General features: G+C 38.4%; 14 protein-coding genes. 9 read left to right on the forward strand and 5 right to left on the reverse strand.

The window, feature by feature from the left end:
* Positions 1-219: 219 nt before the first annotated feature.
* The 9 genes from M3P19_RS06745 to M3P19_RS06785 all read left to right on the forward strand — a co-directional run bounded on the left by M3P19_RS06745 (position 220) and on the right by M3P19_RS06785 (position 7,450).
* Positions 220-627: a nuclear transport factor 2 family protein gene (locus tag M3P19_RS06745; RefSeq protein ID WP_249656891.1), complete on the forward strand. Its 408-nt coding sequence runs from the start codon at positions 220-222 to the stop codon at positions 625-627.
* Positions 628-812: 185 nt separating this feature from the next.
* Positions 813-1,301: a YHS domain-containing (seleno)protein gene (locus tag M3P19_RS06750; protein WP_249656892.1), complete on the forward strand. Its 489-nt coding sequence runs from the start codon at positions 813-815 to the stop codon at positions 1,299-1,301.
* A 251-nt stretch (positions 1,302-1,552) separates the two neighbouring features.
* Positions 1,553-1,864 (forward strand): hypothetical protein, encoded by a 312-nt coding sequence (locus M3P19_RS06755; RefSeq protein WP_249656893.1) that lies wholly within the window; start codon positions 1,553-1,555, stop codon positions 1,862-1,864.
* A gap of 50 nt (positions 1,865-1,914) precedes the next feature.
* Positions 1,915-2,472: a sigma-70 family RNA polymerase sigma factor gene (locus M3P19_RS06760; protein ID WP_249656894.1), complete on the forward strand. Its 558-nt coding sequence runs from the start codon at positions 1,915-1,917 to the stop codon at positions 2,470-2,472.
* Positions 2,473-2,656: 184 nt separating this feature from the next.
* Positions 2,657-4,030, forward strand: a complete 1,374-nt coding sequence (locus M3P19_RS06765; RefSeq protein WP_249656895.1) for an FAD-containing oxidoreductase — start codon at positions 2,657-2,659, stop codon at positions 4,028-4,030.
* A gap of 159 nt (positions 4,031-4,189) precedes the next feature.
* Entirely contained in the window at positions 4,190-5,044 is an 855-nt protein-coding gene (locus tag M3P19_RS06770) for a phosphatase PAP2 family protein (RefSeq protein WP_249656896.1), read from the forward strand.
* Positions 5,045-5,054: 10 nt separating this feature from the next.
* On the forward strand, positions 5,055-6,440 hold the full coding sequence (locus M3P19_RS06775; protein WP_249656897.1) for an alginate export family protein: 1,386 nt from the start codon (positions 5,055-5,057) through the stop codon (positions 6,438-6,440).
* Positions 6,441-6,478: 38 nt separating this feature from the next.
* On the forward strand, positions 6,479-6,826 hold the full coding sequence (locus tag M3P19_RS06780) for a DUF983 domain-containing protein (protein ID WP_249656898.1): 348 nt from the start codon (positions 6,479-6,481) through the stop codon (positions 6,824-6,826).
* Positions 6,827-6,880: 54 nt separating this feature from the next.
* Positions 6,881-7,450 carry a carboxymuconolactone decarboxylase family protein gene (locus tag M3P19_RS06785; protein WP_249656899.1) on the forward strand — a complete coding sequence of 190 codons (570 nt, stop codon included), beginning with the start codon at positions 6,881-6,883 and terminating at the stop codon, positions 7,448-7,450.
* Between the two features lie 208 nt (positions 7,451-7,658).
* Here the strand turns inward: M3P19_RS06785 and M3P19_RS06790 are convergent, their stop codons facing one another.
* The 5 genes from M3P19_RS06790 to M3P19_RS06810 are packed head-to-tail and all read right to left on the reverse strand — an operon-like array spanning position 7,659 to position 12,246.
* Entirely contained in the window at positions 7,659-8,933 is a 1,275-nt protein-coding gene (locus tag M3P19_RS06790) for an Nramp family divalent metal transporter (protein ID WP_249656900.1), read from the reverse strand.
* Between the two features lie 4 nt (positions 8,934-8,937).
* Positions 8,938-9,606, reverse strand: coding sequence for a bifunctional 4-hydroxy-2-oxoglutarate aldolase/2-dehydro-3-deoxy-phosphogluconate aldolase (locus tag M3P19_RS06795; RefSeq protein WP_249656901.1), 669 nt, complete (start codon positions 9,604-9,606; stop codon positions 8,938-8,940).
* Positions 9,607-9,613: 7 nt separating this feature from the next.
* Positions 9,614-10,660, reverse strand: a complete 1,047-nt coding sequence (locus tag M3P19_RS06800; protein ID WP_249656902.1) for a sugar kinase — start codon at positions 10,658-10,660, stop codon at positions 9,614-9,616.
* Positions 10,661-10,691: 31 nt separating this feature from the next.
* A complete protein-coding gene (locus tag M3P19_RS06805) occupies positions 10,692-11,444 on the reverse strand; it encodes an SDR family NAD(P)-dependent oxidoreductase (RefSeq protein ID WP_249656903.1) in 753 nt (250 codons plus the stop codon).
* Positions 11,445-11,484: 40 nt separating this feature from the next.
* Positions 11,485-12,246, reverse strand: coding sequence for an SDR family NAD(P)-dependent oxidoreductase (locus tag M3P19_RS06810; RefSeq protein WP_249656904.1), 762 nt, complete (start codon positions 12,244-12,246; stop codon positions 11,485-11,487).
* Between the last annotated feature and the right edge of the window lie 12 nt (positions 12,247-12,258).

Raw genomic sequence — 12,258 nt, forward strand, 5'->3', positions numbered from 1 at the left:
ATTTCTATCAAAAATATTTGGTCCACCCCTGGTGAACGCAAAATCTGAATATAGAGGCAATTTCTAAATGTATTACAATCGAATCTTCGGCGAATTTTGTCCTATACTTTAAGCTTAAGAAGATGCGTGCACAAAGTTTAGTTTTTTCATAGTTTGAGTTAGTGGTTTGAACGGTCGTCCGGATGACCTTTTTTTAGTAACAACAATAGCATATTTAAAATGGTAAAAAATCCTATACCTCCATTCACAAGGCAAAGCGCGGAGGAAAAAATACAATTAGCAGAAGATGCGTGGAACAGTCAAGATCCTATAAAGGTGTCTAAAGCTTACACAATTGATAGCGAATGGCGAAATCGGTCGCAGTTCATCTATGGACGAGAGGAAATCCAAAAATTTCTGACCAACAAATGGGAAAACGAATTAGATTATAAATTGAAAAAGGAATACTGGGCACATTCAGAGAACAGGATTGCTGTCCGATTTGAATATGAATACCGTAACCCATCTGGTGAGTGGTTCCGAGCATACGGAAATGAAAACTGGGAATTTGACGATGAGGGCTATATGCGAAAAAGATATGCCAGCATCAATGACGTTCCAATTCAAGAATCAGAGCGAAAACTTTGATGAACATAATAAACCATAAATAATAAAAGCAGGACTAGATTGTCCTGCTTTTTTTGTTGCTCCATTCCAAAAATTCAAAGCAATAATAGCAAGTATTCGATAGGACGGTTAATACACTAAATTTCCAGCTTCACCATCAATATACTTTTACCAATAAATCATATTCATTATTAAAATTATATCAAATGAAAACTATTGGTAATCTTAATTTAATTAAAGCAGTTAGTGGGCTAGCTGTTATTTTATTTATGGGTTTGGGTACACTATCAGCTCAATCCCATAGCTACAGCATTGATGACAGTAAAATTGCTCTGGAAGGCTATAGTCCTGTTTCCTACGTTGATCTTGGAAAAGCAGAATTAGGCAACAAGAAATACAAATCCACATACGATGGTGTTGCCTACTATTTCACAAACAAGAAACAACAGGAGGCTTTTGACGCCAATCCATTGAAATACAAACCACAGTATGGAGGTTGGTGTGCTTTTGCCGTATCTCTTGGCGGTAAATTCCAACCAGATCCATTCAGGTTCCGGGTTGTGAACGGGAAACTATATATGTTCACTCGCAACGTTGAAGGGGATTTCGTAAAAGTTTGGGAAAAAGAAGGTCGTGGAAAACACATCTCGCAGGCTGACAAAAACTGGGAGACAATGGAGAAATTCAAAAGTTAATTTACCGTATTGTAATTCAATAATCTTGAATTTTAAATACGGAAATTAAGTTTCTTTTAGAAGTACCATGGAAGAAGGGGTAGATCGGGGATCTACTCCTTTTTTGATTTAGGCTATTCATCATAAAATCATCAATCCTGATTACGACTATGCTTCATATTCATAAGATCAATTTGAGAACAAAACAGCAGAATCTGCCATAAATACATCTTGAATATTTGGGAGCTTTAGCATAAGAAAATAAAAGGATCATGTACGAGAACGCTATTATCCCATTAATCTTCAGAAGCGATGAAAATCAATTGTTCTATGAATTCATTCTAAATGGTCAGTCCGCTTCAATTGAATATCGGTTTATAGATAAAAATCAGCTAATGCTCATGAACATCAATAAATCAAAATATTTGGCTGAAGACGTTACACTAGCATTGATTGAGAGAATTATGGTTCATGCTCGAAGAATGGAGTATGAGGTTTTCACACAGTGTCCTGCCATTATTGAACACCTAAAAACGAACAAACAACTACAAAACTATGTGAGAGTAGGTCAATACTCAAGCTAATAAATGTAGTTGTCCATTAAAATTTTAATTAACAATCAATAAGAACAATCATGCATTCCACGGAACCTCTACGACAATTGGAACCCCAGAATTGGGTAAACAAACACAAAGGGTATTTATTCCATTTCGCCTACAAAAAACTGCCACAAGACCTTGTAGAAGACATTGTGCAGGATACATTTCTAGCTGCTTTGAATTCTGCGCACAGATTTAAGGGTACTTCCAGTGAAAGGGTTTGGCTTACTGCTATTTTAAAATACAAAATTGCAGACCATTACAGAGGCAACAACGGCAAGCAATACCACATAAGGGAAAATATCGAATCCAGATTGAGTTCTGAAAGAAAAATAGAATCCAATCACCGGTTTACCTACGACCCTATTCCTGAAAGCCTTGATGAGGATGACTTAAAACTAGTACTCAATACTGGCATGAGTACATTATCCAAAAGTGAAAACCAAATATTGGAATTGAAGCAAAACGGTTTCAGTACTGAGGCAATTTGTGAAGAGTTGCAAATCAGTCGCACGCATTGCTGGGTACTCTTGCATAGGGCTCGGAAGAAACTTCAACAATATCTAAGTGAAAATTGGTATAATGTGGCCTAATAACGAAGTCCTTTGGAAAACATGGACCAACCTACAACTGTATTTGTACTTTGTAGGAATCAAATTAATTGAATTCTTCAGAGCGATTAGAATAAGATTAAAATAATTCAATTGGGTTGTACAAATTGCACACTCAATCCAATTGTAGCATAACACACCACTACGAACAAAACAGATTCATACCATGGAAAATTTCGATGCAATAATTATAGGAGCTGGACAAGCCGGCCCTTCACTAGCAGCCAAGTTTGCTGCACAAGGCCACAAAACAGCGCTGGTTGAACGAAAATGGTTGGGCGGTACTTGTGTCAACAATGGCTGTACTCCTACTAAAACACTGATAGCAAGTGCAAAAGCCATTCACACCGCAAAAAGAGGAGCTGAATTTGGCTTTAACGTGCTGGGGGAAATTAAAACGGACATGAAACTTGTAAAAAAGCGAAAGGACGAAATAGTGCAAAGGTCCACAAATGGTCTTCAAAATTGGTTGTCAAATGTAACTAACCTTGAAATCATTGAAGGCCATGCAAAATTTATGGCTAATACGATAATCCAAATTGGTGAAAGAAAAATTTCAGCACCTAAGATTTTTATTAATGTAGGAACGAGAGCGCGTGTCCCCCAGGATGTTCAGCATGTGCCCCATTTTACAAATAGCACGATCATGGATGTTGATTTTGTACCTAAACATCTTATTATTTTAGGAGGAAGTTACATCGGATTGGAATTTGCACAAATGTATCGAAGGTTTGGTAGTAAAATAACCGTAATCGAAACAAACACGGAACTTGTACCCCGAGAAGACGGTGATGTTTCTAAGGAGCTAAAAAATATTTTGGAAGGAGAAGGGATTGAATTTAAATTGGGAGCAACCAACCTTAATGCCTCACAACATTCCAAAGGAATTAAAATAAGTCTTGAATCCAACAATGGAGCAATTAATTTAATCGGATCACATCTTCTTGTGGCAACGGGAAGGCTCCCCAATACTCATGATTTAGGCCTGGAAAATACAGATCTAATTCTTAATAAAAATGGATATATAGCTGTAGATGAATATCTAAAAACTAATGTTGAGGGTATTTGGGCTTTGGGTGATGTGAATGCCAAAGGTGCTTTTACACATACCGCATACAATGATTTTGAAATTGTAGCGGATCATATTTTTCAAGACTCCAAAAGAAGTATAAACGATAGAATTCCTTGTTATGCTTTATTCACAGATCCACCCCTAGCGAGAATCGGTATTACCGAAAAAGAGGCCCTTAAATCAAACAATAAACTTCTAATTGGGCATCGCCCTTTTTTCAAGATTTCAAGAGCCAAGGAAAATGGCGAGGAAAATGGATTCATGAAAGTAATCATCGATGCAGACACAGAACAAATTCTAGGTGCAACTATTCTTGGCCTTAATGGTGATGAAATTATTCATGGTATGCTGGACATTATGTACGCAAAAGCGTCGTATAGGACCATATTGAACGCCGTGCATATACACCCAACAGTTACGGAACTTATTCCTACCATGTTGGGCGAACTTAAACCCTTAAATTTCTAAAAGTAGTTAAGAGAAATAAGCTATAAAATCAAAAAACATTACATCTTCAAAAAGCCCAGGCAATTGCTTGGGTTTTTCCATTTAAAGGAAGGAGCAATAATTGAACAAGTAGCTCATTTCCTTAAAAAACATCTTCGTCCATGATTCTAGTTTTGAATCATGAAAAACAACTATCTCTTCACCGCCGTACTACTGCTGATACAAACTTCCACTGTTTTTACTCAGCAGTTTAACAAGACAACATCAGATTCAAATTGGGAAAAGTTCACCTATGATTTGAACAGCATTTTAGGAGGGGTTGGTCATGCTTATACACGTCCTCTTTCATGGGAAAACAATCAAGTAGGGCTTTTTGCAGGTACAATTTTAGGAACAATTGGCTTGTATTCCATTGATGATGATGCTGACAGGTGGTTCAGAAATCAAGAACCGCATATCCCCAAACTCCTAAAAGATTATGGCTGGTACTACGGGAATCCTCAAAACAATTATGCGTTCAACGGTATTGTATACCTCACAGGCTTGTTCAGCAAAAATGACAAAATACGTCGCACAGGTGTGCTTATGATTTCATCTGCTACCGCTACAGGTGTATTGCAACAAATTTCCAAGTCCTTGGTGGGTAGGGCAAGACCAAGGTCAGGTCTGAATAAAAATGACTTTAGGCCTTTTCAACGAGACTCTGATTTTCATTCTTTTCCCTCCGGTCATACTGCACTTGCAATTAGTAATGCGCATGCCTTGGCCAAACAATTCAAAAATCCATGGATCAAAAGCGGTATATATGTGTTGGGTAGCATTCCTCCTTTGACCCGTCTTTGGAATGGAGCTCATTGGCTAACGGATATAGCACTTAGTGTTGTGCTAAGTGTAGCTACTGTTGAGGCAATTGACAAGTATTTGGATGGGCGATATCAAAATCAATCTAAGGAGAACGTACGCAAAAGGAAAAAAAGGGTGGCCTGGAGAATGATTATAAAAGGAAACGGACTTGGAGTGGCCATGAATTTTTAATCGACTTATTATGAAAAAAGGAACGCAGCACAAAGCTTTTTGCACATATATAAATCGATTGATGTTTGAATATAACCGATGTGTCCAGCTTATTATACTCTTATTGTTCTGGAGTAATCTGTTGTATGGTCAGCATATTCAACATATTGATGCTACCGAAAAAACTGAAGAACGCCCAATTCTGACCGGGTTAAAGGGGATTAAACTAGGTGAATACACCACACTATCCATTGGGGGTGACTACCGTTTCCAAGCAGAATCATTCATTAATGAGGAATTTGGCTCCCATGATGGACAAGATAATGCTTGGCTACTTAATCGCATTATGCTAAATGCAGACTGGAATTTTGGTGAAAACCTAAATGCCTTTGTTGAGCTTTCCTCAAGCACAGTGATTGGAAAAGAAGATTTAACCGCAGTGGATAAAGACGTACTTGCCTTCAACCAAATCTTTGCCCAATACAAATTCATGCCCGAACTCCAAATGATGGTTGGCAGGAAGAACTTGAGTTATGGCTCTGGAAGATTAGTGGACATCCGCAACCTCCCAAATGTGAGGAGATCATTTGACCTTCTACAACTAAAATTCATAAAAAATACACTTGAAGCAGATATTTTCATAGCCTCCATAGTTCGAAATGAAGTAGGTGTTCTAGACAATGACTTTTTCGAATTCAAGGAGTCTTTTTATGGTTTTCATTTTTCCGATTACATCTCTGGTTTAATCAATTTAGATGTGTACTATTTCTTCCAGAAGCAGAATGATGTAGTTTATAACAACATTACGGGAAATGAACGGAGAAGCGCTGTGGGCATTCACCATTACGGAACTTTGAAAGGTTGGAGTTACAACAATGAAATAATCCACCAATTTGGAAGCTTTGAGGATTCCAGAATTTCAGCATTGGCCTATTATTTTCAAGTCGAGTATGCATTTCAAAATACGCCAAACAACCTAAAAACAGGATTGAAATTTGAAGTCATTGATGGGGATGACGACCCGGAAGACAATAAGGTTGGAAATTTTGATGCCTTCTACCCTAAGGGAGCTTATTTTGGACGTGTAGCACGTTTTGGACCATCAAATCTTATCGACATCCATCCTTATATCAATTTTAAAAGGGGCCGTTTCTTTTATGAATTTGACATCGACTTTTTTTGGCGTGAATCTACAAAGGATGGGGTTTACAATCCCGCCCTGCAACTAGAGTATCCCTCTTTAAACAACCAGCCCTATATAGGTACACAACTCGGTACTTTCACAAGTTATGAGTTGAATGAATATGTGAGTTTGGAACTGGAAACCAATTTTATATTTCCAGGTTCCTTTCTGAAGCAAAGTGGTTTAACAAACAGTCTGTTTCACTTTGTTTTTACCACTGAGTTTAAGTTTTGAAGAGAATTTAATAATCAATCATCAAAAAACACAATCCAATGATTAAGAATATACTCTCAAATAAATGCCCCAACTGCCGCACAGGTAAAATCTACAAACAGAAAAATTTTTTGGAGAACTGGCATAAACCGCAAATGCATAAAAGTTGTACCCATTGCGGTTATGTATTTGAAAAAGAGCCAGGCTTCTTTTTTGGCGCCATGTATGTCAGTTATGCAATAGGAATCATAGAAGCTATTATGGTTGTTTTTGCCGGTACCTTTTATTATGAAAACATCTTCAATTACCAAATTTTCATTTGGATTGCGGTTGTTTTAATATCGCTCTCCTCTTTCAATATGCGCATTTCAAGGATCATATGGATCTATCTATTGAAAGACATCTAGTCTTAACGGAAAACATTAATTATTTATAAACAAAGTCAATTTAATATCAGTAAAATGGAAACATTGCAAAATGTAGAATTCAAAATCAGAACTATCGAAGATGCCCCAGAGGCATCAAAATCCATACTAACAGCTGCTAAATCAGCCTATGGATTTGACGCAAATTTGTTGGGTTTGATGGCAAATCACCCAGCATTACTTTACGCCTACTGGGAAGGTGATAAATTTTTAACCAAAAACAGCGTGCTTACGGCAAAAGAAAGGCAGATTGCATTTTTGGCATCGAGCTATGAAAACAATTGCCGATATTGCATGGCTGCCCATTCCAGTATTGCACAAATGCATAGGGTTTCTCAAGAAAACATAGATGCTTTGCGTGAAGGACGGGAATTGCCAGATAAAAAACTGAATGCTCTGAGTGAATATGTCAAAGCGACAACGACCAAAAGAGGTCAAGTAAGCAATGAAGACATCAATAAGTTTTTAAACGCTGGCTATCCAAAAGAGGCAATGCTAGAAGTAATTACCATTGTAGGCTTCAAAGTAATGACCAATTATATGGACCATTTAGCCCAAACTCCAGTGGACGTACCTTTTCAGGCCAATTTATGGGAAGTTAAATAAAAGTATCAAGCTAAATCAAATGATTATATTTGTCATGAAAATCGTACACGATACCGTACACGTTTTTGTACAAAATTGAGCCGGGAAATCTTGAATAGTGTGTACTTTTTGGAACTCATAACCCGAAGGTCACAGGTTCGAGTCCTGTTCCCGCTACAAAGAAAAAGGATCACTTAAAGTGATCCTTTTTTGTTTCCAAAACTTCCTGTTAAAAATACTGGAATAAAGCAGTAGCGCCGTTGAATGAAATCACAACTGAAAAAAACAATGCTGCTATCAATCCAATATTTATTATCAGCTTAGTTCTATATACTTTCTTAAATTTTTTTTGATTTACCAAAATGAGTATCCCCAATATGACTAACGGCAATACAAAGACATTGAAAACTTGGGAAACAATCTGCATTTCAATAGGGTTGGCTCCAAAAACCGGGACGATCAAGGCAAATAGACAAGCAAAAGCAGTTATTAACTTAAACTGTTTAGAATTGGTATCCAAGTTACCTGATTGAAAATCAGATATTAATATTGGTGCTATCAATAGACAAGGGAATATGGAGGACAAACCTGCACTCAAAGTTCCAAAAAAGAACAAGGTCAATGCAAATTTTCCTGCAACAGGCTCAAGTGTTCCTACCATATCAAGAACTTTGGATACTGGCTGTCCCTGATGAAATAGCGCTCCGCTAGCCACTGCCATAACTGCTCCACTGATTAAGAAAACAAGACAGGCAGCTATTATTGCATCTTTTTTTTGCTGCTTCAAATTTTTGTCGGTCCATCCTTTACCTTTAACAAACAAAGGCCTAGACAAAAACGTAGCTGCTGCCATTGTTGTACCCACAAATGCCGCTACCATCATTTTACCCCCTTTAACTTCTGGTACTGAAGGTACTAAGCCCTGAAGTACTTCCGTTGGCTGCGGGTAGACAAACAACAAGGAAATTAGAAATGAAAAACCCATTACAGCAACGAAAACAACAAGTATCTTTTCAAAAAAACTATACTTGCCTACGAGGAGCAAGGCATACATCAATACAATGATAAGAATTGCAATTATCAAAACTGATTCATATTGATAATCCGTGAGACCAGGAACATAAATTCGAATGATTTCAAAGATGATGTTTGCAGAAATCCCCAAAATACCCATTAAGGAGTTCCATTGTCCAAATGAAACACCAATAATTATCAGAATTGCAATCCATTTGCCCCATTTAAGATGCTTTTTAAAAGCGAAAAGGGCAGTCTCATTAGTGAGTAAAGCATAATTTCCATAAACGAACATTAGAAGTCCAGAAAAAATGCAGCTTAGTAACAAAACCCAAAGCAGTTGCATGCCATAGGTACTCCCGGCAACAATCATCGAAGTAACACTCCCTGTTCCGATAGTATATCCAATTGCAAATATTCCAGGTCCAAACGCTAAAAGGATTGCAATAAGCTTTTTTATGAACGGTAATCCGTGAATCCTAGACTCCAACTAATTAAATCTTAACTTTTTTGATTGTTTCTATAGCATTCTTAACCCTTAACTCCAAGCCTTGAAAATCCTTACTATCCAAAATCTCCTTACTAATTAGTTTAGATCCCATTCCCACACATGTTACCCCAGCGTCAAACCAAGCTTTGAGATTTGCTTCATCCGTACTGACACCACCTGTTGGCATAATGGAACTCCAAGGTTGTGGACCTCTTATGGCCTTGACAAAACCAGGACCATAAGTGGCTCCAGGAAATAACTTTATGATTTCACAGCCCAGTTCTTCTGCTTTGTTTATTTCGGACAGGGATCCACAACCAGGTGACCATAAAACCTTTCTACGGTTACAAACCTTCGCAATGTCTTCTCGCAAAGAAGGGGTCACCACAAAATTAGCTCCCATTTGCATATATAATGAAGCCGCCGCTGCATCCGTAATTGACCCTACACCTAAAATCAGTTCTGGTAATTCTGCTTGGGCGTATTTACCGAGTTCCTGAAAAACCTCATGAGCGAAATCTCCTCTAGCCGTAAACTCCAGCAAACGTGCTCCACCTTTGTAACAAGCAGTCAAAACGTTTTTTCCCAATTCGATGTCTTGATGGTAAAAAAGAGGCACTAAACCTGTCCTTTTCATGGTCTCTGCCACCTCTATCCTTGAAAACTGTGCCATAATAAAATTATCTTGCTACCCTTCCGGAAGCATCCCCACTCATTAACTTTTCCACTTCTTGAACTGTTGCTAAATTAGCATCACCTTTAATGGTATGTTTAAGACAGGATGCCGCAACTGCAAAATTCAAAGCATTTTGGTCATCATCAGGATACTTTAGCAGTCCATAAATAAGGCCACCCATAAAAGAATCTCCTCCTCCAACTCGATCTACGATATGGGTGATTTGATATTCAGGGGATTTATACATTTTGTTTCCATCATAAAGTACGCCTGCCCAGGTGTTATGGGAAGCAGATAAGGACCCTCGCAATGTCGTAATTACTTTTTTGGCGCGTGGAAACCGTTTCATCATTTGCTCGCAGACAGATAAAAACGCCTCTGCTTTGACATGCTCTCCTTGAGTTGTAATATCCAACCCTTCTGGTTTAATCCCGAAATGTTTTTCAGCATCTTCCTCATTGCCTAATACAATGTCGCAGTAGGAAGTTAATTCGGACATGATATTTTCTCTTTCTGCATCATCACAATACTTCCAAAGTTTAGCGCGATAGTTCAAATCTGTCGATATCGTAACATCCATATCACTTGCTACACGCACTGCTTCCAAACAAGCATCTGCTGCGCCTCTTGATATTGCAGGAGTTATTCCTGTCCAATGGAACCATTCCACATTCTTAAATACAGATTTCCAATCGATCATTCCTTGCTCGATCTCTGCCATGGCAGAATGTGCGCGATCATAGACCACTTTACTGCCTCTACTGACTGCACCCGTCTCCAAGAAATAAATCCCTAAACGATCACCACCAAAAATAATCTGGCCAGTACCAACTCCTCGTTTACGCATCTCCATCAACGCGCATTGACCAATATCGTTATTTGGAAGTCTCGTCACAAAGTCAACGGGAACACCATAGTTGGCTAAAGAAACGGCTACATTGGATTCACCACCTCCATAAATAATATCAAAATTATTGGCCTGTGAGAACCTCAAAAACTCTTGAGGCGCCAAACGAAGCATTATTTCTCCAAACGTAACTACCTTTTTCATTTTAAATCCTTTATTTGGTTGATTATTGTGCTCAGCTGAACGCTAAACCTCCATTAATATCAATGTTATTACCAGTAACAAAAGAAGATTCATCAGATGCCAAATATGCTACTAGATCTGCAACTTCCTTTGCGGATCCTTCTCTTCTTAATGGCGTACTTGACGCTACTCTTTCCCTAACATCGTCTTTTGTGAAATCATCGTGAAACTTAGTCGCGATCATACCTGGACAAACCGCGTTTATTCGTATTCCTTCTGGACCAAATTCCTTGGCCCAGTTTCTGGTCAAAGTCATTACTGCCCCCTTGGAAGATGCATAAAGTGCAGAGCCTGGCCCACCGCCATCTCGTCCTGCTTGAGACGCAAAGTTCACAATTGATGCTCCTTTGGACATCAAAGGTTTGAAAGCCTGTGTTACGAAGACGGTTCCTTTGAAATTGACATCCATTACCAACTTATAGAAATCCTCATCTAATTCTGATATTGTTTTTCTAGCAAAAAGACCTCCAGCGACATTTACCAAAATATCCACTTTTTCGCCAAAAGCTTCTTTTGTTTTATCTACCAAATTATCAATATCATGTTGATTGGTAACATCGCCATAAACGGCAATTGCAGTACCTCCCACTTCTTCGATTGTAGCCAATGTAGCTTGACTGTCAGCTTCGGAATCAAAAAAATTCACCACAACATTAGCTCCTTCTTTAGCAAGTTTTATACAAACTTCCCTTCCAATATCCCTGGCACCGCCTGTAACAACAGCAACTTTACCTTTTAAATTCATTTGAACTGTTTTATGATTCGATTTAATTCGTATTTTATTTTTAAATACCTAAAGCTTGACCTCCTCCAATTTGAATGGTTTCAGCAGTTATGAATGATGCGCCATCCCCTGCCAAAAAAGAGACCACCGAAGCCACTTCTTCAGGTTGTCCAAGTCTTCCCAATAAGATGTTGTTTTTCCAAGACGCAAATACTTCAGGTTTGGTCGATTTAATTTGTGCGTGAAAAGGGGTGTCAATAGTTCCAGGTGAAACCGCATTTACCCTAATCCCATATTCTGCAAGATCTTTTGCCAAAGCTCTTGTTATGGCATGTACGCCAGCTTTTGACGTACCATAGACGCCAGCTCCTGGTCCACCGGCGTTCCATCCCGCATTGGATGCGTAATTAATTATCGTTGCATTTTCTCCTTTTTTCAAATAGGGAATGGCTGCTCTGGAAGCAAAGAAAACGGAGTCCAGGTTCAATGCCATCACGAACCGGTAAAAATCCGTAGTCATATCCTCAAATCTAGATCTGCCACCCAAACCACCTGCATTGTTTACTAATACATCGATTCTACCGTATTTTTCTCCTATTTTAGTAATTGCTGAGGTCACTGCATTTTCATCAGTAACATCAAAGCCATAATATTCAGCAGTTATTCCTTCTTTTTCCAACTCTTTAACCCGTTGACCACCTGCAGCATCCTCTATTCCATTTAAAATAACCACGTATCCATCTTTGCCAAGTCTTTTTGCAACCGCAAAGCCAATACCGCCTGTTGCACCAGTAATGATCGCTACTTTTTTATCTGTACTCATTTGATTTTTTTG

This window comes from Flagellimonas spongiicola, from assembly GCF_023502425.1.
Taxonomy (GTDB): domain Bacteria; phylum Bacteroidota; class Bacteroidia; order Flavobacteriales; family Flavobacteriaceae; genus Flagellimonas; species Flagellimonas spongiicola.

Bases quoted from the DNA above. Each gene is read 5' to 3' on its own strand.
- M3P19_RS06745 (WP_249656891.1), top strand. From the start codon at position 220: ATGGTAAAAAATCCTATACCTCCATTCACAAGGCAAAGCGCGGAGGAA.
- M3P19_RS06750 (WP_249656892.1), top strand. From the start codon at position 813: ATGAAAACTATTGGTAATCTTAATTTAATTAAAGCAGTTAGTGGGCTA.
- M3P19_RS06755 (WP_249656893.1), top strand. From the start codon at position 1,553: ATGTACGAGAACGCTATTATCCCATTAATCTTCAGAAGCGATGAAAAT.
- M3P19_RS06760 (WP_249656894.1), top strand. From the start codon at position 1,915: ATGCATTCCACGGAACCTCTACGACAATTGGAACCCCAGAATTGGGTA.
- M3P19_RS06765 (WP_249656895.1), top strand. From the start codon at position 2,657: ATGGAAAATTTCGATGCAATAATTATAGGAGCTGGACAAGCCGGCCCT.
- M3P19_RS06770 (WP_249656896.1), top strand. From the start codon at position 4,190: ATGAAAAACAACTATCTCTTCACCGCCGTACTACTGCTGATACAAACT.
- M3P19_RS06775 (WP_249656897.1), top strand. From the start codon at position 5,055: ATGAAAAAAGGAACGCAGCACAAAGCTTTTTGCACATATATAAATCGA.
- M3P19_RS06780 (WP_249656898.1), top strand. From the start codon at position 6,479: ATGATTAAGAATATACTCTCAAATAAATGCCCCAACTGCCGCACAGGT.
- M3P19_RS06785 (WP_249656899.1), top strand. From the start codon at position 6,881: ATGGAAACATTGCAAAATGTAGAATTCAAAATCAGAACTATCGAAGAT.
- M3P19_RS06795 (WP_249656901.1), bottom strand. From the start codon at position 9,606: ATGGCACAGTTTTCAAGGATAGAGGTGGCAGAGACCATGAAAAGGACA.
- M3P19_RS06800 (WP_249656902.1), bottom strand. From the start codon at position 10,660: ATGAAAAAGGTAGTTACGTTTGGAGAAATAATGCTTCGTTTGGCGCCT.
- M3P19_RS06805 (WP_249656903.1), bottom strand. From the start codon at position 11,444: ATGAATTTAAAAGGTAAAGTTGCTGTTGTTACAGGCGGTGCCAGGGAT.
- M3P19_RS06810 (WP_249656904.1), bottom strand. From the start codon at position 12,246: ATGAGTACAGATAAAAAAGTAGCGATCATTACTGGTGCAACAGGCGGT.